Origin of the sequence: Streptomyces sp. NPDC087263, assembly GCF_044744645.1 — a bacterium.
Classification (GTDB): domain Bacteria; phylum Actinomycetota; class Actinomycetes; order Streptomycetales; family Streptomycetaceae; genus Streptomyces.
The window spans coordinates 413,744-438,340 of record NZ_JBIUYT010000008.1 but is presented as its reverse complement, the minus strand read 5'-3'; the positions used below and the strand labels follow the sequence as shown (position 1 = coordinate 438,340).

The 24,597-nt window shown below is 69.6% G+C and carries 22 protein-coding genes; 5 read left to right on the top strand and 17 right to left on the bottom strand.

The features are described 5' to 3' along the window. Positions 1-4 precede the first annotated feature (4 nt). Positions 5-712, bottom strand: coding sequence for an MBL fold metallo-hydrolase (locus tag ACIPC1_RS27090; protein WP_402521260.1), 708 nt, complete (start codon positions 710-712; stop codon positions 5-7). 187 nt (positions 713-899) lie between these two features. Here ACIPC1_RS27090 and ACIPC1_RS27085 point away from each other — a divergent pair, with 187 nt between their 5' ends. Together ACIPC1_RS27085 and ACIPC1_RS27080 are read left to right on the top strand one after the other, a co-directional pair. Then, entirely contained in the window at positions 900-1,721 is an 822-nt protein-coding gene (locus tag ACIPC1_RS27085) for a peptidylprolyl isomerase (RefSeq protein WP_402521258.1), read from the top strand. 135 nt (positions 1,722-1,856) lie between these two features. Beyond that, positions 1,857-3,086 carry a DUF349 domain-containing protein gene (locus tag ACIPC1_RS27080; protein WP_402521256.1) on the top strand — a complete coding sequence of 410 codons (1,230 nt, stop codon included), beginning with the start codon at positions 1,857-1,859 and terminating at the stop codon, positions 3,084-3,086. 99 nt (positions 3,087-3,185) lie between these two features. Here the strand turns inward: ACIPC1_RS27080 and ACIPC1_RS27075 are convergent, their stop codons facing one another. The 15 genes from ACIPC1_RS27075 to pgsA all read right to left on the bottom strand — a co-directional run bounded on the left by ACIPC1_RS27075 (position 3,186) and on the right by pgsA (position 18,800). Then, entirely contained in the window at positions 3,186-5,717 is a 2,532-nt protein-coding gene (locus tag ACIPC1_RS27075; protein ID WP_402521254.1) for a RelA/SpoT family protein, read from the bottom strand. 204 nt (positions 5,718-5,921) lie between these two features. Next, a complete protein-coding gene (locus tag ACIPC1_RS27070; protein ID WP_384389202.1) occupies positions 5,922-6,461 on the bottom strand; it encodes an adenine phosphoribosyltransferase in 540 nt (179 codons plus the stop codon). Beyond that, on the bottom strand, positions 6,458-7,570 hold the full coding sequence (secF, locus tag ACIPC1_RS27065) for a protein translocase subunit SecF (RefSeq protein ID WP_402521251.1): 1,113 nt from the start codon (positions 7,568-7,570) through the stop codon (positions 6,458-6,460). The genes ACIPC1_RS27070 and secF overlap by 4 nt, the downstream gene beginning before the upstream one ends. 1 nt (position 7,571) lies before the next feature. Then, a complete protein-coding gene (secD, locus tag ACIPC1_RS27060; RefSeq protein ID WP_402521248.1) occupies positions 7,572-9,344 on the bottom strand; it encodes a protein translocase subunit SecD in 1,773 nt (590 codons plus the stop codon). A 141-nt stretch (positions 9,345-9,485) separates the two neighbouring features. Then, positions 9,486-10,037, bottom strand: coding sequence for a preprotein translocase subunit YajC (gene yajC / locus ACIPC1_RS27055; protein WP_402521246.1), 552 nt, complete (start codon positions 10,035-10,037; stop codon positions 9,486-9,488). Between the two features lie 163 nt (positions 10,038-10,200). Beyond that, complete coding sequence (gene ruvB, locus ACIPC1_RS27050; protein ID WP_402521244.1) at positions 10,201-11,271, bottom strand: Holliday junction branch migration DNA helicase RuvB; 1,071 nt, start codon at positions 11,269-11,271, stop codon at positions 10,201-10,203. A gap of 88 nt (positions 11,272-11,359) precedes the next feature. Then, positions 11,360-11,968, bottom strand: a complete 609-nt coding sequence (gene ruvA, locus ACIPC1_RS27045) for a Holliday junction branch migration protein RuvA (protein WP_402521241.1) — start codon at positions 11,966-11,968, stop codon at positions 11,360-11,362. Further along, a complete protein-coding gene (ruvC, locus tag ACIPC1_RS27040; protein ID WP_402521238.1) occupies positions 11,965-12,582 on the bottom strand; it encodes a crossover junction endodeoxyribonuclease RuvC in 618 nt (205 codons plus the stop codon). The genes ruvA and ruvC overlap by 4 nt, the downstream gene beginning before the upstream one ends. A 196-nt stretch (positions 12,583-12,778) precedes the next feature. Then, positions 12,779-13,531 (bottom strand): YebC/PmpR family DNA-binding transcriptional regulator, encoded by a 753-nt coding sequence (locus ACIPC1_RS27035; RefSeq protein ID WP_402521236.1) that lies wholly within the window; start codon positions 13,529-13,531, stop codon positions 12,779-12,781. Between the two features lie 73 nt (positions 13,532-13,604). Continuing rightward, the gene (gene pdxT, locus ACIPC1_RS27030; protein WP_402521233.1) at positions 13,605-14,210 is read right to left on the bottom strand and encodes a pyridoxal 5'-phosphate synthase glutaminase subunit PdxT; all 606 of its coding nucleotides are present in this window, start codon (positions 14,208-14,210) and stop codon (positions 13,605-13,607) included. A gap of 6 nt (positions 14,211-14,216) precedes the next feature. Then, on the bottom strand, positions 14,217-15,140 hold the full coding sequence (gene pdxS, locus ACIPC1_RS27025; protein WP_384389175.1) for a pyridoxal 5'-phosphate synthase lyase subunit PdxS: 924 nt from the start codon (positions 15,138-15,140) through the stop codon (positions 14,217-14,219). A gap of 132 nt (positions 15,141-15,272) precedes the next feature. Next, positions 15,273-15,818 carry a hypothetical protein gene (locus ACIPC1_RS27020; protein WP_402521229.1) on the bottom strand — a complete coding sequence of 182 codons (546 nt, stop codon included), beginning with the start codon at positions 15,816-15,818 and terminating at the stop codon, positions 15,273-15,275. A 140-nt stretch (positions 15,819-15,958) separates the two neighbouring features. Beyond that, on the bottom strand, positions 15,959-17,119 hold the full coding sequence (locus ACIPC1_RS27015) for a glycosyltransferase family 4 protein (protein WP_402521226.1): 1,161 nt from the start codon (positions 17,117-17,119) through the stop codon (positions 15,959-15,961). After that, positions 17,116-18,075, bottom strand: a complete 960-nt coding sequence (locus tag ACIPC1_RS27010) for a phosphatidylinositol mannoside acyltransferase (protein ID WP_402521223.1) — start codon at positions 18,073-18,075, stop codon at positions 17,116-17,118. The genes ACIPC1_RS27015 and ACIPC1_RS27010 overlap by 4 nt, the downstream gene beginning before the upstream one ends. Next, positions 18,072-18,800 carry a phosphatidylinositol phosphate synthase gene (gene pgsA, locus ACIPC1_RS27005; protein ID WP_402521442.1) on the bottom strand — a complete coding sequence of 243 codons (729 nt, stop codon included), beginning with the start codon at positions 18,798-18,800 and terminating at the stop codon, positions 18,072-18,074. Before pgsA ends, ACIPC1_RS27010 begins: the two co-directional genes overlap by 4 nt. Positions 18,801-19,019: 219 nt before the next feature. On the opposite strand from pgsA, the gene ACIPC1_RS27000 reads away from it, so the two are divergent. Together ACIPC1_RS27000 and ACIPC1_RS26995 are read left to right on the top strand one after the other, a co-directional pair. Beyond that, entirely contained in the window at positions 19,020-21,218 is a 2,199-nt protein-coding gene (locus ACIPC1_RS27000; protein WP_402521221.1) for an elongation factor G-like protein EF-G2, read from the top strand. A 150-nt stretch (positions 21,219-21,368) separates the two neighbouring features. Continuing rightward, a complete protein-coding gene (locus ACIPC1_RS26995; protein WP_402521218.1) occupies positions 21,369-23,063 on the top strand; it encodes a hypothetical protein in 1,695 nt (564 codons plus the stop codon). A 218-nt stretch (positions 23,064-23,281) separates the two neighbouring features. Here ACIPC1_RS26995 and ACIPC1_RS26990 read toward each other — a convergent pair whose 3' ends face one another. Then, complete coding sequence (locus tag ACIPC1_RS26990) at positions 23,282-23,845, bottom strand: HIT family protein (protein ID WP_402521216.1); 564 nt, start codon at positions 23,843-23,845, stop codon at positions 23,282-23,284. A 67-nt stretch (positions 23,846-23,912) separates the two neighbouring features. Here ACIPC1_RS26990 and ACIPC1_RS26985 point away from each other — a divergent pair, with 67 nt between their 5' ends. Continuing rightward, on the top strand, positions 23,913-24,569 hold the full coding sequence (locus ACIPC1_RS26985; protein WP_402521214.1) for a potassium channel family protein: 657 nt from the start codon (positions 23,913-23,915) through the stop codon (positions 24,567-24,569). The last annotated feature ends 28 nt before the right edge of the window (positions 24,570-24,597 follow it).

Here is a 24,597-nt window from a genome sequence, read left to right as displayed (position 1 = left end):
CTCGTCACATTCCTCGTCGGGGAGCGTCCGTGCTCCCGAGGCCGGAGGCCACCTCCCGCAGATACGGGTTGGCGGCGCGCTCCTGGCCGATGGTGGTCTGGGGGCCGTGGCCGGACAGCACCACGGTCGAGTCGTCGAGCGGCAGGCACACGCGGGCCAGTGAGTCGAGGATCTCGGTGTGGGAGCCGCCCGGCAGGTCGGTGCGTCCGATGGAGCCGGCGAAGAGCAGATCCCCGGAGAAGAAAACGGAAGGAATGTCCGTGTTCTCGGGCATCTGGAAGGTCACCGACCCCTTCGTATGGCCGGGGGCGTGCGCCACGGACAGCTCCAGGCCGGCCAGCGACAGCCGTGCGCCGTCGGTCAGTTCGCGGACGTCGTCCGGCTCCCCCACGGTCAGTTCGCCCATCAGCGGCATCCCGATGGAACGGCCGAGCGCCTTCTCCGGGTCGCTCATCATGTACCGGTCCTCGGGGTGGATCCAGGCCGGTACGTCATGCGCTCCGCACACCGGGACGACCGAGGCGACATGGTCGATGTGGCCATGCGTGAGGATGACCGCGACGGGCTTGAGCCGATGCTTCCTGAGCGCGTCCTCGACTCCCTGGGTGGCCTGATGGCCGGGGTCGATGATGACGCACTCCTCACCCGCGCCGGGGGCAACCAGATAACAGTTGGTCCCCCAGGCCCCTGCGGGGAACCCGGCAATGAGCACGATCGTCCTTCGTTTGTGGCGTACGAGGTCATACGGCGTCGTACGGGGCGGGCGGCTGTGGATCAGAGCCTACCGGCGCTGCCGAATCCTCAGCGAACCCATATACGGTACGGGGCACACGCAGGCGGTCGGCTCACAAGACGCACGCGTCCCACTTGACATACGAGACGCATGAGGAGAAAACCCGGTGGTCACCCAGGAGCAGCGGCGGCGTCAGCTCGCCCGGGAGAAGTTCTTGCGACAGCAGCAGCGGCGTACAGCCGCGCGGCGCAAGACACACGCACGCAACGCGATCATCGCCTCGGTCCTCGGCGTCATCGTGATCGGCAGCGTCGTGTCGTATGCGACCGGGGTCTTCAAGAACGACGACAAGGCGTCCACCGCGGCCGCGGAGGCGACCCCGAGCGCCTCGGCGCCGAGCGCGGCGCCGGATCCGTGCGAGAAGGCCGCGGCGGGCGCGGTGAAGACGGAGACCTGGAAGAAGGAACCCGCGATCACCATCGACAAGTCCGCGGACTACACGATGAAGATGGCCACGACCTGCGGCGAGATAGACATCGCGCTGAAGACGGCCGCGGCACCGCACACCGTGAACTCGTTCAGCTTCCTCGCGGCCAAGGGCTACTTCGACCACACGAAGTGCCACCGGCTCACCACGAACGGCATCTACGTGCTGCAGTGCGGTGACCCGACGGGCGCCGGCTCCGGCGGCCCCGGCTACACGATCCCGGACGAGAACCTGAAGGACAAAACCCTTGCGGGCGGCGTCTATCCGGCGGGCACCATCGCCATGGCCAACACCGGCCAGGCGCACACCGGCGGCAGCCAGTTCTTCCTCGTCTACCAGGACAGCCAGCTACCGGCCAGCTACACACCGTTCGGAACTATTTCCAAGGACGGAATGGCGGTCCTGGAGAAGATCGCAGCGGCCGGCGAGAGCACCGGCGCGGGTGACGGAGCGCCCAACGCGACCGTCGTGATCAACAAGATGACCGTGACGAAATCCTGACCGCCAGCTGCGAAATTTCGGTCGCGCGGGATGCGGACAGCCGCCCTGCCGGTCGCCTATGTTGGCCGTTACGAAACTGTGGACGATGCCCGGGGGCGCTGACGCCTCTCGCAGGCATCATGTGGAGGAGGCGCTGTGAGCAGCGACCCGTGGGGCCGCGTCGACGAGACGGGGACCGTGTACGTGCGTACGGCCGACGGCGAGCAGGTCGTCGGCTCCTGGCAGGCCGGCTCTCCTGATGAGGCGCTGGCCTACTTCGAGCGCAAGTACGAAGGCCTGGTTGTCGAGATCGGCCTCCTCGAAAAGCGAGTGAAGACCACCGACCTGTCGGCGAAGGACGCTCAGACCGCCGTCGCCCACCTGCGCGAGCAGGTGGACGCGCACCACGCGGTCGGCGACCTGGCCGCGCTGCGGGAGCGGCTGGACAAGCTCGTCGAGACGGTCGACGCACGCCGTGAGGAGCGCAAGGTCCAGCGGGCCAAGCAGTCCGACGAGGCGCGGCACGCCAAGGAGGCGCTGGTCGTCGAGGCCGAGGAGCTGGCGCAGAGCGACCAGTGGCGGGCGGCCGGTGAGCGCTTGCGTGCCCTGGTGGACACCTGGAAGGGGCTGCCGCGGCTCGACCGGAAGTCGGACGACGAGCTGTGGCACCGCTTCTCGCACGCACGCTCGGCGTTCTCCAAGCGTCGCAAGGCGCACTTCGCGTCGCTGGACGCGCAGCGCGAGGACGCCCGCAAGGCCAAGGAGAAACTGGTCGCCGAGGCCGAGGGGCTGTCCGGTTCGACGGACTGGGGTCCGACGGCGGCGCGTTACCGCGATCTGATGACGGACTGGAAGGCCGCGGGCCGTGCGCAGCGCGAGCACGAGGACGATCTGTGGAACCGCTTCCGCGGCGCCCAAGACGTCTTCTTCGCTGCCCGCAGTTCGGTCTTCGCCGAGCGGGACGCCGAGCAGACGGAGAACCTGACGCTCAAGGAGGAGCTGGCCGCGGAGGCCGAGAAGCTCGTCCCGGTGCAGGACCTGAAGACGGCCCGCGCCGCCTTCCGTTCCCTCAACGAGCGCTGGGAGGCCATCGGCCACGTGCCGCGCGATTCCCGCCCGAAGGTCGAGGGCCGGATGCACGCGGTGGAGCGGGCGCTCCAGGAGTCCGAGGAGACCGAGTGGCGCCGGACGAACCCGGAGGCACGCGCGCGTGCCGAGGGTCTCACCGGTCAGCTCCAGGCCGCCGTGGACAAGCTCCAGGGCCAGATCGAGACGGCGCGCTCCGCGGGCAACACCGCGAGGGCCGACAAGCTCCAGAAGGAGCTCGACGGCCGTCAGGCGCTGCTCGACCAGGCGCTGAAGGGCCTGCAGGAGTTCGGCGGCTGAGGCAGGTACTGAGCAGCAACTGAGGCGGCCGGTTTTCCCGCTTCTACGTAGAGGGGCTCCCGTACGTTGCGTACGGGAGCCCCTCTACGTAGTGCCCGGTTACGGCCTGCGGGCCGAGGTGACGCGGTACACGTCGTAGACGCCTTCGACGCCCCGGACGGCCTTCAGGACGTGCCCCAGGTGCTTCGGGTCGCCCATCTCGAAGGTGAACCGGGATGTGGCGACCCGGTCGCGGGATGTCTGGACGGCCGCCGACAGGATGTTGACGTGCTGGTCCGACAGGACGCGCGTGACGTCCGAGAGGAGCCGGGAGCGGTCCAGGGCCTCGACCTGGATGGCGACCAGGAAGACCGAGGACTGGGTGGGCGCCCACTCGACCTCGAGGATGCGCTCGGGTTCGCGGGACAGCGACTCGATGTTGACGCAGTCGTTGCGGTGCACGGAGACGCCGCTGCCGCGGGTGACGAAGCCGATGATGGGGTCGCCCGGTACCGGCGTACAACAGCGGGCGAGCTTGACCCACACGTCGTCGACGCCCTTCACGACCACACCGGGGTCGGCGTTGGAACGGCGTTTGCGGCCGCGACCGTGGGGGGACGGGACGCTCTCGTCGATCTCCTCGGTGGCCGCCTCCTCGCCGCCGAGGGCCTGCACCAGTTTCTGCACGACGCTCTGCGCGGCGACATGGCCCTCGCCGATCGCCGCGTACAGGGACGAGATGTCGGGGTAGCGCATCTCGTGCGCCAGCGTGACCAGGGAGTCGCCGGTGAGAATGCGCTGGATCGGCAGGTTCTGCTTGCGCATCGCGCGGGCGATGGCGTCCTTGCCCTGCTCGATCGCCTCGTCGCGGCGCTCCTTGGAGAACCAGGCGCGGATCTTGTTGCGCGCGCGGGGGGACTTCACAAAGCCCAGCCAGTCGCGGGAGGGGCCCGCACCGGCCGCCTTGGAGGTGAAGACCTCCACCAAGTCGCCGTTGTCCAGGGTGGATTCGAGCGGGACCAGGCGTCCGTTGACCCGTGCGCCTATCGTGCGGTGGCCGACCTCCGTGTGGACCGCGTACGCGAAGTCCACCGAGGTCGAGCCCGCCGGAAGCGCTATCACGTCGCCCTTGGGCGTGAAGACGAAGACCTCGTTGCGGGACAGGTCGAAGCGCAGGGACTCCAGGAACTCGCTGGGGTCCTCGGTCTCCTTCTGCCAGTCGAGCAACTGGCGCAGCCACGCCATGTCGTTGACGCCGTCCTTGTCCCTGCCCAGAGCCTTGGGCGCGTCGGTGCGCACCTTGGAGGCGCCGGCGGACGGCTCCTGCTTGTACTTCCAATGCGCGGCGATGCCGTACTCGGCACGACGGTGCATGTCGAAGGTGCGGATCTGTAGCTCGACGGGCTTGCCGTTGGGGCCGATCACCGTCGTGTGCAGCGACTGGTACATGTTGAACTTGGGCATCGCGATGTAGTCCTTGAACCGGCCGGGGACCGGGTTCCATCGCGCGTGCACCGTGCCGAGCGCCGCGTAGCAGTCGCGAACGGTGTCGACCAGGACGCGGATGCCCACCAGGTCGTAGATCTCCGCGAAGTCACGGCCGCGGACGATCATCTTCTGGTAGACGCTGTAGTAGTGCTTCGGGCGGCCGGTGACCGTCGCCTTGATGCGGGCCGCGCGCAGGTCGGACTGGACCTCGTCGGTCACTATGGCGAGGTACTCGTCGCGCTTGGGGGCGCGCTCGGCCACCAGGCGCACGATCTCGTCGTACATCTTGGGGTAGAGAATCGCGAACGCGAGGTCCTCCAGCTCCCACTTGATGGTGTTCATGCCCAGCCGGTGGGCGAGCGGCGCGTAGATCTCGAGGGTCTCGCGCGCCTTCTTCTCCTGCTTCTCGCGCTTGAGATAGCGCATGGTGCGCATGTTGTGCAGACGGTCGGCGAGCTTGATGACCAGGACGCGGGGGTCCTTGGCCATGGCGACGACCATCTTGCGCACGGTCTCGGCCTGCGCGGCCTCGCCGAACTTGACCTTGTCGAGCTTGGTGACACCGTCGACGAGCAGGGCGACCTGGTCGCCGAAGTCGCGCTTGAGGGTGTCCAGGCCGTACTCGGTGTCCTCGACGGTGTCGTGCAGCAGGCCCGCCATCAGCGTGGCCGGGTCCATGCCGAGCTCGGCGAGGATGGTGGTCACGGCGAGCGGGTGCGTGATGTACGGGTCGCCGCTCTTGCGCTTCTGGCCGCGGTGCCAGCGCTCGGCGACCTGGTACGCCTTCTCGACCTGGCGGAGCGTCGCCGTCTCGATCTTCGGGTCGTTGCTGCGCACTGTCCGCAGCAACGGCTCCAGAACCGGGTTGTACGGGTTGGAGCGCTGCACGCCGAGCCGCGCGAGGCGGGCACGCACACGGTTGGAGGAGCCGCCGCCGGTGCGGGCGGGCTGGCCCGCGGCCGCCGGACGGACCACCGGGGTGCTCGCCGCACGGTCGGCCTCGGGAGGAGCCGGCTTGGGCCGTGGCTGCTCGGCCGCCTTGTCGTCCGGTGCGGACTGGGCGTGCTCGATCGGCCCGCGGCCGGTGTCCTTCGCGGGCGTGGCCACCGGGCCCGAGGTCGGTTCGGGCTTGGCGGCGATGAGTGGCTGGGCCTCGTCTGGCAAGAGGGCTCCTCGTGCGCGTTCCGGGTCCCCGGTCAGGCTCCGGACCCCCATGGTAGCGATCCTGGGCTTCGGGCTCTCTTTCGGCCAGTGAGACTGTTCGTACACGTGAAACACCAGAGGCGGGCACCGGATTCCTCCGGGCCCGCCTCCGCGGTGTCCTACGGGTGTCCCAGGCCTTTCCTGAGGCCTTCCTCGCGGTTGCCCTCAGAGCTGGAGCAGCGCCTCCAGCGGAGCGCCCGCGAGGGCCGGTTCCAGGCGGGCGCGGCCGCCCAGGAAGCCGAGCTCCATCAGCACGGCGACGCCCGCGACCTCGGCGCCCGCCCGGCGGACGAGTTCGAGCGAGGCCTCGGCGGTGCCGCCGGTGGCGAGGACGTCGTCGACGACCATGACGCGGTCGCCCGCGGCCAGGTCCTCGGCGTGCACCTCGATCTCGGCGGAGCCGTACTCCAGCTCGTACGCCTGGCTCAGGGTCGCTCCGGGGAGCTTGCCCGCCTTGCGTACGGGGATGAAGCCGAGGCCGGCGCGGACGGCGACGGGGGCGCCGAGGATGAAGCCCCGGGCCTCCAGGCCGACGATCTTCGTGGCGCCGTGCCGCAGGCTGAGCTCCGCCAGGGCATCGGTGAGCGCCGTGAACGCGGCCGGGTCCGCCAGAAGCGGGGTGATGTCCTTGAACACCACGCCCGGCTTCGGGTAGTCGGGGACATCGCGGATGCGGCTGAGCAGCAGCTCCTCGATACCGGTCATCGGCGCTTCCCCGAAGGCCGGCCACGGCCCCGGTTGCGGGACGCGGGCTGGTTGCGCGGGCCGACGACCGCCGGGGCGGCGTCCTCCTCGTCGTCGTACTCCTCCTCGACGACCGGCTCCTCCACGGACTCGCCCGTCGCCGCGGCCTGGGCCCGCTTGGCGAGTACGCGCTTCCTGAGGGCCTTCATCTGCGGCTCGCGCTCCTTGAGGTCGGCGACGAGCGGCGTGGCGATGAAGATCGAGGAGTACGCACCGGCCGCGAGGCCGACGAACAGCGACAGCGAGATGTCGTTGAGCACGCCCGCGCCGAGGACGCCGCCACCGATGAACAGCAGGGCCCCGACGGGCAGGAGCGCCACCACCGTGGTGTTGATGGAGCGGACCAGCGTGCCGTTGATCGAGCGGTCGGCGACATCGCTGTAGGTCCAGCGGGTCTGTTTGGTGATGTCCTTCGTCTGTTCCTTGAGGCTGTCGAAGACGACGACGGTGTCGTACAGCGAGTAACCGAGGATCGTGAGCAGACCGATCACCGTGCCCGAGGTGACCTCGAAGCCGACCAGGGCGTAGACGCCGACCGTGATGGTGATGTCGTGGATCAGGGCGACGAGTGCGGCCACGGCCATGCGCCACTCGAAGGCGATCGCCAGATAGATCACGACGAGGATCATGAAGATCACCAGGCCCTGCCAGGCCTTGTTTGCGATGTCCTCACCCCAGCTGGGACCGACCAGGTCGGCGGCGATCTTCTCCGGGTCGACGTTCAGGTCCTTGGCGAGAACGGTCTTGATCGCGTCGGACTTGCCGGTGTCGATGCCGGCGATCTGGATGCGCAGTCCGCCGTTGCCGAGCTTCTGGACGACCGCGTCGTGCCCGGAGGCCGATTCCGCATACGTCTCGGCCTGGCTGACCGAGATGCTGGTCTTCTCGGTGGTGAAGACGGCTCCGCCCTGGAACTCGATGCCCATGTTCAGGCCCCTGACCGTCAGGCCGAGGATGGCCGTGATGGTGATCAGGATCGAGAGGCCGTACCAGATCTTGCGCTTGCCGACGAAGTCGTAGCCGATCTCACCGCGGTGGAGCCGGGCGCCGAGGGTGCCGAGCTTCGACATCTCACGCCTCCTTCGTGTCGACGGGGGCGGAGGGACGACGGGTGCGGCGCAGTGGCGGCTTGGCGCCCAGTCGCTTCGGATCGAGACCGGACCAGGTGTGACCGCTCGCGAAGAACTGCCTGCGGGCGAGGATCGTCATCAGCGGCTTGGTGAAGAAGAAGACGACGACCACGTCGAGCAGCGTCGTCAGACCGAGCGTGAACGCGAAGCCCTGGACCTTGCCGACGGTGACGATGAAGAGCACCGCGGCGGCGAGGAACGACACGAAGTCGGAGACCAGGATGGTCCGCCGGGCGCGTGGCCAGGCACGCTCGACGGCCGGGCGCAGCGAGCGCCCTTCACGGATCTCGTCGCGGATCCTTTCGAAGAACACGATGAACGAGTCCGCCGTGATTCCGATCGCGACGATCGCACCACAGACCGCCGGCAGGTTCAGGGCGAACCCGATGGTCGGACCGAGCAGCGACATGATCACGTACGTCAGGACGGCTGAGACCAGCAGCGAGGCGATGGCGATGATCGAAAGGCCCCGGTAGTAGACCACCAGGTAGATGACGACCAGGGCCAGGCCGATCGCGCCCGCGATCAGACCGGCGTGCAGCTGCTCGCCACCGAGCGCGGCGGTCACCGTGGTGACGCTGGACTCCGTGAAGCTGAGCGGCAGGGCGCCGTACTTCAGCATGTTCGCCAGGTCCTGCGCCTCGGTCTGGTCGAAGGTGCCGGAGATCTCCGCACTGCCGCCGGTCAGCGCCTGGCTGACGTACGGGTCGGAGACGACCTCGCCGTCCAGGACGATGGCGAACTGGTTCTGCGGGGTGGTGTTCTGCGCGAGCTGGCCCGTGATGTCGGCGAACTTCTTGGAGCCACCGGACGTGAAGTCCATGGTGACCTTCCAGCCTGCGGCACCCTGGGTGTCGAAGACCGCGGCGGCCGACTTGATGTCCGTGCCCGACACCGCGGCCGGGCCGAGGACGTACTTCTGCCACTGGCCCGAGGAGTTCTGACCACAGGCCACGGTGGAGTCCGTGGGCTTGGCGCCCTCGCCGGCCGTGGCGCGGGCCGCCTTGTCGGTGCAGTCGAGCGCGGTGTAGTCGGCCTGGAGCTTGGCGGTCGCGGCGTCGACGCTTTCGGTCGCGGACGGCGTGGCGCTGTCCGAAGGGCTGGCCGAGGTGGTCGCCGACGGCGTGCTGTCGGCCTTCAGCGCGTCGGTGACGGCGCGGCCCTGGGAGGTGGCGGTGGCCGACGGGGTGGCGGAGGTCGCCTTGTCGGTGGCTTCCTGGGACGCGCTGCTGGACGCACTCGGGGACGAGCTGCTCGAAGCGCTGCTGGACGCGCTCGGGGACGGGCTGGCCGACGCGTCGGCCCCGGAGACCTCGGTGGCCAGCACGGGACGGAAGTACAGCTTGGCGGTGGTGCCGACCTGCTCCCGGGCCTGCTCGGAGTTCGTGCCCTTGGGGATGTTGACGATGATGTTCTTGTCGCCCTGGGTCTGGACCTCTGCCTCGGAGACGCCAAGACCGTTGACACGGCGGTTCATGATGTCGACCGCGGTGTCCATGTTGGTCTTGTTGATCGCGTTGGGCTGGCCCGGTTCGTTCTTCGCCGTGAGCGTGATGCTCGTGCCGCCGGCGAGGTCGATACCGAGACGCGGAGTGGTGTGCCCGGAGAGGAACATCCCCCCGGTGAGCGCCACGATGGCGATCAGGATGAGGGCCAGCGAGCGCCCCGGCCTGCTCTGGGCGCTCGCGCTCCGGCCCTTCTTCGGTGCTGCCACCTTCTCGTACTCCCTCTCGGGCCGCCTCACGCCGGGTGAGCGCGCGGGCGGCCATGACATGGTGTCGCGATTCCGTGCGAGGACCGCACATCCCCTCGGCGGCGGGGCGCGAGCGGATCGCGCCGCGGCCTGGGGGTGTGCCTACTTCGCGCCGGACTCGCCGTCGGTCTTCTTCGGCTCTGCTTCGTCGGCCTTGGCCTCCGCGGGCTCGTCGGCCTTCGCGTCGGCAGGCTCGTCGGCCTTCGCGTCGGCGGGCTCGTCGGCCGGCTCGTCCACGGCGTCCTTCTTGCCGAGGTCGATGGGCTTGTCGTCGGAAGCATCGGAAGAGGCGTCGGCGGCGGGCTCGTCGGTCTCGGTGAGGGAGGACGCGTCGTCCGGGACGACGGTGCCATCGGACTTCAGGTCGTGCTCGACGCCGTGGACGATGCGGTTGTACTCGTCGTCGGACAGGACGGCGCCGATGGAGTTCTTGGCGAAGACGAGGTCTACGCCGGGGGCCGCGTCAAGAAGAACCGTCTCCTCGTTGACCTCCTTCACCGTCGCGTACAAGCCCCCGATCGTGCGGACGCCGGTACCGGGCTGCATGTCACTGCGCATCTGCGCGGCCGCCGACTGCTTGCGCTTGGCCGAGCGGGTCATCAGGAACATCGCCCCGATGAGCACGATGAACGGGAGGAGGGTCACGAGACTCACGGGTCGGAACTTCCTTCAGTCGACCGCGATGATGAGCGGCCTGTTGGATGGGGGGTGTGCACCGCCGACAAGGGCGGCATCGGCGGAGTCTAAGCGAGTCCGCACTGATGGAACAACGCTCAGCATCACACCGGGGTTCCTTCCCCGTACAGGACCAGCGCCGTCACGCCCTGAACAGGTCCTGTTGTCCGTTTCCGCCGGTTGACTGACGGGGCGGGGTGAGCCCGAGATGTGCCCATGCCGCCGGTGTCGCCACCCGGCCACGGGGAGTACGGGCGAGCAGTCCCTCCCGTACGAGGAAGGGCTCGGCGACCTCCTCCACGGTCTCACGCTCCTCCCCCACCGCGACCGCGAGTGTGGACAGGCCGACCGGACCGCCGCCGAAGAGCTTGAGCAGGGCTTCGAGCACTCCACGGTCCAGGCGGTCGAGGCCGCGCGCATCCACCTCGTACACGGCGAGAGCCGCCGAGGCGATGTCCTTCGTGATGAAGCCGTCGGCCTTGACCTGCGCGTAGTCGCGGACGCGACGCAGCAGGCGGTTGGCGATACGGGGGGTACCCCTGGAGCGGCCCGCGATCTCGGCGGCCCCCACGGTGTCGATCTCGACGTCGAGCAGGTTCGCCGAACGGTGGATGACCCGCTCCAGCTCGGCGGGCTCGTAGAACTCCATGTGCGCGGTGAAGCCGAAGCGGTCGCGCAGCGGCGGTGGCAGCAGGCCCGCGCGCGTGGTGGCGCCGACCAGGGTGAAGGGCGGCAGTTCGAGCGGGATGGCGGTGGCGCCGGGGCCCTTGCCGACGATGACGTCGACGCGGAAGTCCTCCATCGCCATGTAGAGCATCTCTTCGGCGGGCCGGGACATGCGGTGGATCTCGTCGAGGAACAGCACCTCGCCCTCCTGGAGCGAGGAGAGGATCGCGGCGAGATCTCCGGCGTGCTGGATGGCGGGGCCGCTGGTGATGCGGATGGGGGCTTCCATCTCGGCCGCGATGATCATCGAGAGGGTGGTCTTGCCGAGTCCGGGAGCGCCCGAGAGGAGCACATGGTCGGCGGTGGCGCCGCGCGCGCGTGCGGCGCGCAGGACGAGGTCGAGCTGCTCACGGACCTTCTCCTGGCCGATGAACTCGCCCAGGTCCTTGGGGCGCAGCGCGGCCTCGACAGCCTGGTCCTCGCGGTCGGCGGACGCTCCGACGAGCCGCTCGTCGGCGGCTTCGTCGGTCGGGTCGTCCCAGTTCATTGCGTGTGCCTCGCGAGTGATCGTAGGTGGGCCGGGTGCCGCTTCCGGCCGGGGTCCGGCCGTGGCGCAGCCGCTGGGGGCCGCCGGCTCAGCGGGCTCGGTTCAGGGTTTGCAGGGCGGCCTTCAGGAGTCGGCCCACCTCCGGTGTGCCCTCGGCGGCCTCGGCCTGCGGAGCGACCGCGGAGACCGCCTCGTCGGCCTCGCGCGTCGCGTACCCGAGGCCGATCAGCGCGGCGTGCAGCTGGTCGCGCCAGCCGGTGCTGACCGGGGCGCCGATTCCGGTGCCGGTGCCGACGGGCGCGCCGAGCCGGTCCTTGAACTCCAGGAGGAGCTTCTGCGCGCCCTTCCTGCCGATGCCGGGGACGGCCATGAGCGCCTTCTCGTCACCGGTGGACACCGCGCGGCGCAGGGCGTCCGGCGTGTGCACGGCGAGCATCGCCTGGGCGAGCCGGGGGCCGACGCCGCTCGCGGTCTGCAGCAGCTCGAAGGTCCCCCGCTCGTCGTCGTCCACGAAGCCGTACAGGGTCAGTGAGTCCTCGCGCACGACGAGGGAGGTGGCGAGCTTCGCGGGCTGTCCCATGCGGAGACCGGAGAGCGTGTTGGGCGTGCACTGGACGGCGATGCCGATGCCGCCGACCTCGAGAACCGCCGAGTCGGGGGCGAGGGCGGCGACCGGGCCGCTGACGAAGGCGATCATGCGGTACGGCCTTTCGATGCGGGTGGCGATACGGGCTGTGCTGCGGGTTGCGCTGCCTGTCTCGATGCCTGTTGCGATGCGTGCAGGGCGTGGGCCTGCTGGAGCCGGTTCTGCGCCACGGCCTGCTGGAGCCTGTTCTGGGCGGGCCCGCGCCAGATGTGGCAGATGGCGAGGGCGAGGGCGTCGGCGGCGTCGGCGGGCTTGGGCGGCGCGTCCAGGCGAAGGAGGCGGGTGACCATCGCTCCGACCTGGGCCTTGTCCGCGCGGCCCTGGCCGGTGACGGCCGCCTTGACCTCGCTCGGGGTGTGCAGGGCTACCGGGATGCCACGCCGGGCGGCGCAGAGCATGGCGACCGCGCTGGCCTGGGCGGTGCCCATCACCGTACGGACGTTGTGCTGGCTGAACACCCGCTCCACGGCGACGAATTCGGGCTGGTACTCATCGAGCCACTGCTCGATGCCCTGCTCGATGGCGACGAGGCGCAGTCCCAACTCGGCGTCCGCCGCGGTGCGTACGACTCCGACGCCGCGCATGGTGAGGGGCCGGCCCGCGACACCTTCGACCACGCCGACACCGCACCGTGTGAGCCCGGGGTCAACACCCAGTACCAGCACTGAAACCCCTCCCTCTTGCGGCCGAACCGCCGCCGCTCTCGCGGAAGTGGCTGATCGCCATCGTGGTTGCTCAATCGGTGGTTACGGTCCGTGGCCGACGATCATCATCTGTCCTCGCCAGGCTATCCGTTGCCACCGACAACGACGGTGGGCCGGCGGGACGTGTCCCGCCGGCCCACCGAAATCACGACAGGGCCTAGGCGTCTACCTTCGCCATGACGTCGTCGCTCACGTCGAAGTTGGCGAAGACGTTCTGCACGTCGTCGCTGTCCTCGAGGGCGTCGATCAGCTTGAAGATCTTCCGGGCGCCTTCTTCGTCGAGCTCGACCTGCATGGCCGGGACGAAGTTCGCCTCGGCGGAGTCGTAGTCGATGTCCGCCTCCTGGAGCGCGGTGCGCACCACGACCAGGTCGGTGGCCTCGGAGATGACCTCGTAGGAGTCACCGAGGTCGTTGACCTCCTCGGCGCCCGCGTCGAGCACGGCACCCAGGACGTCGTCCTCGCTCAGCTCACCCTTGGGGACGATCACGACGCCCTTGCGGTGGAAGAGGTACGAGACGGAGCCCGGGTCTGCCATGTTGCCGCCGTTGCGCGTCATGGCGACGCGGACGTCCGAGGCGGCTCGGTTGCGGTTGTCGGTGAGGCACTCGATGAGCACCGCGACACCGTTCGGGCCGTAACCCTCGTACATGATTGTCTCGTAGTCGGCGCCACCGGCTTCGAGACCGGCGCCGCGCTTGACCGCGGAGTCGATGTTCTTGTTCGGAACCGAGCTCTTCTTGGCCTTCTGGATGGCGTCGAACAGCGTCGGGTTGCCGGACACGTCGGCGCCGCCCGTGCGGGCCGCGACCTCGATGTTCTTGATCATCTTCGCGAAGAGCTTGCCGCGTTTGGCGTCGACCACGGCCTTCTTGTGCTTCGTCGTAGCCCATTTAGAGTGGCCGGACATCTGCCTGTCTCCTTCGCGTAACCCATCCTGTACGAACTCCCCGAGCTTCGGGAGCCTGGGGGATCCCCAGATCCTACAAGGACTCCGGTGTCCGGTTCGCGCGCACCATGTCGACGAACAGGGCGTGCACGCGGTGGTCCCCGGTCAGTTCAGGGTGGAACGACGTGGCGAGCGCGGTGCCCTGCCGTACGGCGACGATGTGGCCCTCGTGCTCCGCGAGCACCTCGGTCTCGGCGCCCACGGACTCGACCCAGGGAGCACGGATGAAGACGCCCTCTACAGGGTCGCCCTCGATACCCGTGACGTCGACCGCCGCCTCGAAGGACTCGTTCTGACGTCCGAAGGCGTTGCGGCGCACGATCATGTCGATGCCGCCGACGGTCTCCTGGCCCGAACGCGGGTCGAGGATCTTGTCGGCGAGCATGATCATGCCGGCGCAGGTGCCGTATACCGGCATGCCGGTCCGCACGCGCGCGCGGAGAGGTTCCATCAGGCCGAACAGGACGGCCAGTTTGGAGATGGTGGTGGACTCGCCGCCGGGGATGACAAGACCCTCGACCTCGGCGAGTTCCTCGGGACGCCGCACCGGCCTGGCCACGGCGTCGGCCGCGGCCAGGGCGATCAGGTGCTCCCGTACGTCACCCTGGAGAGCCAGGACGCCTATGACAGGAGTGCTCATGGGTGCCTACCAGCCACGGTTCGCGTAGCGCTCGGCCTCGGGGAGGGTGTCGCAGTTGATGCCGACCATGGCCTCGCCCAGGTTGCGGGACGCGTCCGCGATGATCTTCGGGTCGTCGTAGAAGGTGGTGGCCTTCACGATGGCGGCGGCACGCTTGGCCGGGTCGCCGGACTTGAAGATGCCGGAGCCGACGAAGACGCCCTCGGCACCGAGCTGGCGCATCAGCGCGGCGTCGGCGGGGGTCGCGACACCACCGGCGGAGAACAGCACGACCGGCAGCTTGCCGAGCTCGGCGACCTCGCGCACGATCTCGTACGGGGCGCGCAGCTCCTTGGCGGCGGCGTACAGCTCGTTGTTGTCGTAACCGCGCAGCCTGGCGATCTCGTTCTTGATCTGGCGCAGGTGGCGGACCGCCTCGACGACGTTGCCGGTGCCGGCCTCGCCCTTGGAGCGGATCATGGCGGCGCCCTCGGCTATCCGGCGCAGGGCCTCGCCCAGGTTGGTGGCGCCACACACGAAGGGGGTCGTGAACGCCCACTTGTCGGAGTGGTTGACCTCGTCGGCCGGGGTGAGGACCTCGGACTCGTCGATGTAGTCGACGCCGAGGGACTGGAGGACCTGGGCCTCGACGAAGTGGCCGATACGGGACTTGGCCATGACCGGGATCGAGACCGCGTCGATGATCTCCTCGATCATGGTCGGGTCCGACATGCGGGCCACGCCGCCGTCCTTGCGGATGTCGGCCGGGACGCGCTCAAGGGCCATGACGGCGACGGCGCCCGCGTCCTCGGCGATCTTCGCCTGCTCGGCGTTGACCACATCCATGATCACACCCCCCTTGAGCTGCTCGGCCATGCCGCGCTTCACGCGCGCGGTGCCGGTCGCAGTGGTTTCAGTGGGCTGTGCGGAGTTGGAGAGTGTGCTGGACACGGGTTGACCTCGCTCGGTGAAAGAGGGTTTCTGCACTACCGAGGAAACGCGAGTGAACCAGGCCACAGCAAGGGCCAATGGGGAGGCGGTGGCTCATTTTTCTTCGCCCGCGGAGGCGAGAAACCCTCACACTCAGGTCGTGGGACGGTCCGCCAGGGCCACCGGGGGCTCGTCGTCCATCTCGAAGGCCAGCGGAAACGGCGCGTGCCCGGCCAGATGGAACCAGCGGACCGCACGGTGCTCGCGGAGCGCCCTGGCGGCCCGTACGGCGTCGTTGTGGAAGCGCCGGGCCATCGGCACCCGCCGCACCGCCTGGGCCAGTTCCCCGGCGGCCTCCTCGCCACCGGGCGCGGCCCGCACGGCCTCGACCTGCTGCACCTCCCCGAACACGGCCCGCAGCGCCTGGCTCAGATCGCTCTCGGCCACCTCGCGCTGCTCCTCCTCGGCCTGCCTGGCCGCGTGCGCCGCCTCGTACAGCACGATCGACGCGGCCGGGTCGAGGACTCCGGACGTGGCCAGTTCCTGGGCGACCGAGGCCCGGCGCAGCAGCTGCGCGTCGAGGGCGGCGCGGGCCGCGTCGATCCGGGCGTGCAGCCGGTCGAGTCGCCCCGCGGTCCAGCTCAGGTAGAGGCCGATCGCGACAAGGCCGACGAGGGTCCAGATGAGGGTTGGGGTCACGGGCGGAAGGCTACCTGTGCGGGGGCCCAGCTCTTCGAGGGCCCGGACACGGGCAGTTGGAGAAGTGAACTGTCCACCCGCGCGCGGGCGCACGGACCGTCCGCTCCCTGAAAGGGCCGGCCCCCCTCAGCCCGTCCCCCTCAGTCCCGAGCCAGCCCGAACCGCGCCCGCAGACCCGTCCGTTCATCGGTGGCCACCGCGGCAGCCCCGTCCGTCACCGTCTCGTACACGGACAGAATGTCCGCCCCGACGGTCGACCAGTCGAACCGCCGTACGTGTGCGCTCCCCCGCTCGCGCAGCTCCGCTCGACGTGCAGGATCACCGAGGAGCCGTACGGCGGAGGCGGCCAGCGCGTCCGCGTCCTCGTTGGCGAACAGCTCGCCGGCCGCGCCCTGGTCCAGCACCTGCGTGAACGCGTCGAGGTCGGAGGCCAGCACCGGCGCCCCCGCCGAAAGGGCCTCCACCAGGATGATCCCGAAGCTCTCGCCGCCGGTGTTGGGAGCCACGTACACGTCGACACTGCGCAGGAAGCGTGCCTTGTCCTCGTCGCTGACCATGCCGAGGAACTCGACCCGCGAACGCATCTCCTCCGGCAGGTCCTCGACAGCCTCTTCCTCGTCGCCGCGCCCCGCGACCAGGAGACGGGTCCGCGGGCGCTCCGCAAGGATCTTCGGCAGGGCCTTCATGAGGACGGGCAGGCCCTTGCGGGGCTCGTCGATCCGGCCGATGAAGCCGATGGTTTCGCCCTGCCACTCGGCCTTGGGCTCGGCGCGGGCGAAGAAGTCGACGTCGACGCCGTTCGGGATGACGACCGCGTCGCCGCCCAGATGCTCGACCAGGGTGCGGCGCGCGTACTCGCTCACCGCGATCCGCGCGCGGATCTTCTCCAGGGCGGGCTGCAGGATCGGGTACGCGGCGATCATCGCCCGGGAGCGCGGGTTGGAGGTGTGGAAGGTGGCGACGATGGGGCCCTGCGCGGCCCAGCACGCCAGCAGGCCCAGCGACGGCGAGGCCGGTTCGTGGATGTGGATCACGTCGAAGGTGCCGTCGTGCAGCCAGCGCCGTACCCGGGCCGCCGACAGGAAGCCGAAGTTCAGGCGCGCCACCGAGCCGTTGTACGGCACGGGAACCGCTCGGCCCGCCGAGACGACGTACGGCGGCAGGGGGGTCTCGTCGTCCGCGGGGGCGAGGACGGACACCTCGTGTCCGAGGCGGATGAGGTGCTCGGCCAGATCACGGATGTGGAACTGGACGCCGCCCGGCACATCCCAGGAGTACGGGCAGACGATGCCGATCCTCACGGGGTCCCCTTCTGTGGATACTGCTCGGGACCCTGGTCAGGGCCCTTCTGGGGATCCCTCTCAGGATCGAGGTCCTTGAGCCACAAGCGCTGGAGCATGTGCCAGTCCTCCGGATGGTCGGCGATCCCGGTGGCGAAGGCGTCGGCCAGCGCCTGTGTCATGACAGACGTCTTTTCGGCCCGGGTGCCTGCCTCGGGGACCTCGACAGGGGGATGTACACGGCCCCGCATCACGGGCGAGTCGTCGTACCAGAGCGTCACGGGAAGAAGCAGGGCGCCGGTCTGCTGGGCCAGCAGCGCCGGTCCGGCAGGCATCCGGGTCGCCTCGCCGAAGAAGTCGACCTCGACGCCGGACGCGGACAGATCGCGCTCGGCGACCAGACAGACCAGGCCGCCGTCGCGCAGCCGCCTGGCCAGCGTGCCGAACGCGGTGCCACCGCTGTGCGGCAGGACCTCCATGCCGAGGCCCTCGCGATAGGCGACGAAACGGTCGTACAGCGACTCGGGCCTGAGCCGCTCGGCGACCGTCGTGAAGGGGGTGTCGAGTGCGGTGGTGACCCAGGCGCCCGCGAGATCCCAGTTGCCCATGTGGGGCAGCGCGAGGATGACGCCCTTGTCGGAGGCGATCCCGTCGGTGAGGAAGTGCTCGTCCTTCACCTCGAAGCCCGCCTTCACGCGCTCCTTGCTCCAGGCCGGAAGCCGGAAGGACTCCATCCAGTAGCGCAGATAGGAGCGCATGCCCGCCCTGGAGAGCTCGGCGAGCCGCTCCGGGGTCGCGTCGGGCACCACGCGCGCGTAGTTGCTCTCAAGCCGCCGTACGCCCTTGCCGCGCTTCTTCCAGGCGATGTCGGCGATCGTCCGGCCCAGCCGCACGGCGACCGGCTCGGGGAGCTTCTTGACGGTGCTCCAGCCGAGCGCGTACGCCCCGTCCGTCAGCCGGTCCTGGAGACCGCTCACGACGGGGTCCCGCTGCTCCGGACCTCGGCCTCGGCCGCGGCGTCCGCCTCCGCGGACTCCCTGCGCACCGTCACCACGCGCTGGATCAGCGTGACCAGGCTGCCGACGGCGACGATCCACAGAGCGATGGGCAGCAGTACGTCGATGCCGGGGATCCCGAACTTGTGCATGCCCGCGAGGCCCGCCGCGACCAGTGAGATCACCAGTCGCTCGGCACGCTCGATCAGTCCGTTGACCGCGACCGGCAGCCCGATCGACTCGCCGCGGGCCTTGGTGTACGAGACCACCTGGCCGCTGGCCAGGCAGAAGATCGAGACGGCGCACAGGACGTTGTTGTCGCCGCTGCCCGCGTACCAGAGCGCGAACCCGCCGAAGACCGCGCTGTCGGCGACCCGGTCGAGCGTCGAGTCCAGGAAGGCACCCCAGCGGCTGGAGCGGCCGAGCTGGCGCGCCATGTTCCCGTCGACGAGGTCCGAGAACACGAAGAGCGTGATCACGATCGTGCCCCAGAAGAACTCTCCGCGGGGGAAGAAGACCAGCGCGCCCGCCACCACTCCGGCCGTACCCAGGAGGGTGACCGTGTCGGGGCTTACCCCCCGGCGGATGAGAAACGCGGCGAACGGTGTGAGGACACGCGTGAAGAATGCACGCGCGTACTTGTTCAGCATGGCCTTCCCGAGGGTCGGTGTCGCCGCGCGGCCCCTGCTGGCCACCGGCTGGCCCATCGTAGCCACGCGCGCGCTTGTGCGACGGTCGGGCACCCGCGCCACCGCGTCCCGGCGCGATCACGCCGGTCCCGTGGCGCGATCACGTCCGCTGTATGGACGCACCGTGACACGAGTGGAAAGCTCGAAGGCACCGCGGGCGTCACCGGAGCCGCCACCGCACGCGGCTTCGGTATGTCCGCGCCCACAGTGACCTCACCGTGCACGGGAGGCAAGGCCATGGGCGACAAGGCGAACGCACACCCCGGAGCCGCCGGCAGGGCTACGGCGGCCGACCACCCCGCGTCCGTACGGAATGTGGTGCTGGTCGGCCACAGCGGATCGGGCAAGACGACATTGGTGGAGGCTCTCGCGCTGACCGCGGGAGCGGTGAACCGGGCGGGCCGCGTGGAGGACGGCGGCACCGTCTCCGACTACGACGAGATCGAGCACCGGCAGCAGCGCTCGGTGCAGCTCTCCCTGGTACCCGTCGACTGGGACGGATACAAGATCAACATTTTGGACACCCCGGGATACGCCGATTTCGTCGGGGAACTGAGGGCCGGTCTGCGAGCGGCGGACGCGGCCCTTTTCGTCGTCTCGGCCTCGGACGGGGTGGACGGCTCGACCCGGATGGTGTGGGAGGAGTGCGCGGCCGTCGGTATGCCGAGGGCCATCGTGATCACCCACCTCGAATCCGCCCGGTCGGACTTCGACGAGATGACACGGAGATGCGCGGAGGCCTTCGGCGCGGACGACCCCGACGCCGTACTGCCCCTGTATCTGCCCCTGCACGGCGCACCGGGGCCGGACGGGCACGCACCCGTGACCGGGCTGATCGGGCTGCTGTCCCAGCGCCTGTTCGACTACTCCTCCGGGGAGCGCAAGGAGGCCGAGCCCGGCCCCGACCAGCTGCCGCTCATCGAGGAGGCGCGGGATCGGCTGATCGAGGGGATCATCGCCGAGAGCGAGGACGAGACCCTCATGGACCGCTATCTCGGCGGCGAGGAGATCGACCTCAAGACGCTGGTCCAGGACCTGGAGCGGGCCGTGGCGCGCGGAGTCTTCTTCCCGGTGCTGGCCGCCGCGCCCGCCGCCGACGGCGCCCGCCAGGGCCTCGGCACGGTCGAACTCCTCGAACTCGTCACGGGCGGTTTCCCGACCCCGCTGGAGCGCGAGGCACCCACGGTCACCACGCCGGACGGCAGGGCGCGCGAGGTCAGTGCCTGCGACCCGAACGGGCCGCTGGTCGCGGAGGTCGTGAAGACGGCGTCCGACCCCTACGTGGGCCGTGTCTCGCTCGTACGGGTCTTCTCGGGCACCCTGCGCCCCGACGAGACGGTGCACGTCTCCGGGCACGGTCTTACCGACCGGGGCCATGAGGATCACGACGTCGACGAACGCGTCGGTGCCCTGTCCGCACCCTTCGGCAAGCAGCAGCGTCCCCTCACGCACTGCATCGCGGGCGATCTGGCGTGCGTGGCGAAGCTGAGCCGGGCCGAGACCGGCGACACCCTCTCGGCCAAGGACAACCCGCTGCTGATGGAGCCCTGGCAGATGCCGGACCCGCTGCTGCCGCTCGCCATCCAGGCACACAGCAAGGCCGACGAGGACAAGCTCTCGCAGGGCCTGGGCCGGCTGGTCGCCGAGGACCCCACCATGCGCCTGGAGCAGAACCAGAACACCCACCAGGTCGTCCTGTGGTGCCTGGGCGAGGCCCACGCGGACGTCGCCCTGGAGCGGCTGCGCAACCGCTATGGCGTGCAGGTCGACGTGATCCCGTACAAGGTCTCCCTGCGGGAGACGTTCGCGGACCGGGCCGCCGGACGTGGGCGCCATGTGAAGCAGTCCGGCGGGCACGGCCAGTACGCGATCTGCGAGATCGAGGTCGAGCCGCTGCCGAACGGCTCCGGCATCGAGTTCGTGGACAAGGTCGTCGGCGGCGCGGTGCCACGGCAGTTCATCCCCTCCGTCGAGAAGGGCGTACGCGCCCAGGCCGCCAAGGGAGTGGCCGCCGGCCATCCCCTCAACGACATCCGGATCACCCTGCTCGACGGCAAGGCGCACTCCGTGGACTCCTCCGACGCCGCGTTCCAGACCGCGGGCGCGCTCGCCCTGCGCGAGGCCGCCGCCGACGCCAGGATCCATCTCCTGGAGCCGGTGGCCGAGGTGACCGTCATGGTCGGCGACAACTATGTGGGCGCCGTGATGAGCGACCTGTCGGGGCGGCGCGGCCGGGTCGTCGGGACCGAGCAGGCGGGGGGCGGGCGCACGCTCGTACGGGCCGAGGTGCCGGAGATCGAGATCGGGCGGTACGCCGTCGATCTACGCTCCCTCTCGCACGGGACCGCGCGCTTCAGCCGCAGTTACGCGCGGCATGAGCCGATGCCGCCTCAGATCGCCGAGAGGATTCGTGAACAGGCTCGGGATGCCTCGTAGTTCGGCTGCGCCGCGAGTGGTCCGGATTCTCCTTCGGGTCGGCGGACGGCTTCGGTCGTCCGCCGACGAATGTCGGCCCCGGCGGATACTCTGAGAACCTGATCAAGACGATGACCTGATCAACAGGTGTGCGAGGCACGGAAGTCGGGAATGGCCGCAGCAGCGGAACAGCGGCAGTGGGGGGCGGAAGTGGCGTTCGACGGTTTCGATTTCACTCCTGGGGCGCAGGTGCCGCTCTCGGGCTCCGAGGGACAGACGGCCGCGACCTACGCCCTCGCCTCGGCGTCGTACCGGGACAGCGGGGTCGAGGAGATCCTCAAGGCCGACAACGAATGGCACAAGTCCACCGTCAAACCGCCGAGGATCAAGCTCTTTTCGCCGAACCTGGGCGAGGCCTTCGCGCGGGCGGTGCAGGACCGCATGCTGGGCGCCGGCCGCAAGCCGCTCATCCAGTCCTTCGGCACCGAGCCGCAGGTCGTGGTGGAGCACTGCCTCGCGGCGAACCGCATCCGGCGCGAGCGCGACAACCGGCTGTCGGCCGTGATGGTGCTGTGCGGTGTGCTCTTCCTGCCCGGCCTGCTGATATGGCTGCTGGTCTTCCAGATCCGGTCCACCATCGCCAGGACCGCGGACAAGCGGGCCTCCGCCCTGGCCACCACACTCCTGGTCGCCGTCGGCGCCCTGGCCGTGCTCTTCCTCGTCAAAATGCCGTTCACCGGCTTCTGGGGCTGGTACGCACGTGCGTCGGTCATCCTCCCGGTCGTCGGCTGGCTCTGGGCCAAGCAGATCTGCGAGCGCACCGCCAAGGACCTGCGCGGGCGCTGGGGCAGCCTCCTGTCGGGTGGTGCCATCGGCGCGAAGATCCCCGAGGCGGTGCCCGGCAGCCCGGGTGAGTCCGCGGCCGAACGGCTGCGGCAGGAGTTGGCCCGGCTCAGCGCCGAGCAGCAGTCCAACTCCGTCTTCTACGCCGGGCCCAAGGGCATACTCGGCATGGGCACCCGGTGGGGCAGCTGGCAGCTCGCCGAGGAGCTGGTGGCGCGCGACGCGGCCAAGGAGTTCCACCCGTTCCGGAGTTGGGACGTCATCCGGTCCATCCACGACCAGCTCCGCATGCTGGAGCGTGGGCCGCTCAACACCGGTGGCTTCACCAAGCCGACGATCAAGCACTGGATCGTGACGCCGATCGGCGAGAACGCCAAGGTGGTGTCGCGGCCGGGCGGTACGGACGTGGACGCGTACACGATCAAGAACCACGCCATACAGGACATCTGCAACAAGCAGCAGTTCGGCAGCGGTGACCGGCACTACCTCGGAGTCCAGTGGACGCTCTGGGACGGCCAGTTGGTCATCACCATGCTGATCACCGTGACCGTGCTGCACCAGACGCTGCGGATCGAGGTCACCGGGCATGCCCTGGGGCCGGTGAACTCCCTGTTCACCAGCAAGCCCGAGGCCCCGACCAAAGAGGTCGCGAAGGCGGTCAAGTTCTGGGAGACCCGCAAGGTGAATCTGCCGCTGGTCACCACCGACGAGGTCGTGCGGCTCGCGGCCCGCGCTCCCCTGACCTGGTATCCGCCGCTGCTCAACTGGCTCGGCGGCACGCTGGTGCTCCCCGAGCCCTTCGGGCTGCGGCACGCCTGGGCCGACCAGCCGTGGCGGCATCGCTTCATGGCCGACGACGCCCTGCGGGCCGCGGCGCCGGTGCTGCGCGTGGTGCACTCCGCCTCGATCAAGGTGCTTGAGGAGAACGGGGTCGACACGGAGCAGTTCGGGAACCGGTCTTCGTTCCTGAGCACTGCGGTGCAGGATCCGATGCCTCGGAAGGCTGATGTGTACGACGCGTAGCGGCTGACGGCTGGTGTGCGGATCGCCTGCGGTTTGTCGGGGGTCGGGGCCGTGCCGGAGCATCCGTCCTCGGTCGGGCGCGGAATCGGTTGCTTGGTAAGGGGGCGGTGTTGACGCGCCAGCCGCTGCGGGCGGACGTTCCGGCACGGCCCCTTGCGCCGTCGTGCGGGGGCCACAGTCCCCCCGCCGCCGTACGGATGCGGGTTCCCGCTGTGGTGTCAGGCTGTTGTCGGCCAGGCCTCAGCCAGCATCTTGCGGGTGTCTGCCAGGAGTTGGGGCAGGACCTTGGTGTGGCCCACCACCGGCATGAAGTTCGTGTCGCCGCCCCAGCGGGGGACGATGTGCTGGTGGAGGTGGGCGGCGATGCCTGCGCCTGCGACGGTGCCCTGGTTCATGCCGATGTTGAAGCCGTGTGCGCCTGAGGCCGTACGGAGGGCGGTCATCGCCTGCTTGGTCAGCTCGCCGAGTTCGGCGGTCTCCGGGGCGGTCAGGTCGGTGTAGTCGGCGACGTGGCGGTAGGGCACGACCATGAGGTGGCCACCGTTGTACGGGTAGAGGTTGAGCACCGCGTACACCTGCTCGCCGCGCCTGACGATGAGCCCGTCCTCGTCGGACTTGGCGGGGATCGAGCAGAAGGGGCAGCCGTCGTCGGCCCCGGGGCCGGTGGGCTTGTTCTCACCCTGGATGTAAGCCATCCGATGGGGCGTCCACAGGCGCTGGAACGCGTCCTGGGTACCCACTCCGATCTGCTGCTCCGGCTCACTCGTCATGAGATGCAGCATATTGCTTCGCCCGTTCGCGGCGTGTCGGCGGGTGCCGAACAAAAGGGTCCACGGCCAAGCTGGGGCGATGGACGACGACAGCCGCAAGGACCGCTGGGAGCGGCTCACCGAGATCCCGCTCGGCCTGACCTCGGTGCTGTACCTCGCCGCGTACGCGGTCCGCGTCCTGGCACACGGTCTGCCCACCGGTGGGCAGGACATCTGCCTCGCCGTGCTGTTCGCCGCCTGGGCGGTGTTCGCGATCGACTACGCCGTGCGCTGGCGGTTGAGCGGGCAGGGGCTCCGCTTCGTACGGACGCACTGGCTGGACACTCTGGTCGTCGTCCTGCCGCTGCTGCGTCCGCTGCGCGTCGTCAAGGTCTACGAGGCCGTACAGCGTCGGCGTGGAGAGCCCCGGCTCGCCCTCTACTCGCGCGTGATCGTGTACGCGGGCCTGTCCGTCGCACTGCTCGGGTTCGCCGGCGCCCTCGCCGTCTACCAGCAGGAGCATGCGGCGCCGGGCGCGACGATACGGACCTTCGGTGACGCGGTGTGGTGGACCTGCGCGACGCTCGCGACGGTCGGATACGGGGATGTGGCGCCGGTGACGCCCGCGGGGCGGACGATCGCGGTCGGCCTGATGGCGTGTGGCCTCGCGCTTCTCGGCGCGGTGACGGGGTCGTTCTCGTCGTGGCTGCTGCAGGTGTTCTCGCGCGAGGGCGACGAAAAGCCCCCGGGGAGCTGAAGCAGCTCCCCGGGGGCTTTGAGGACGG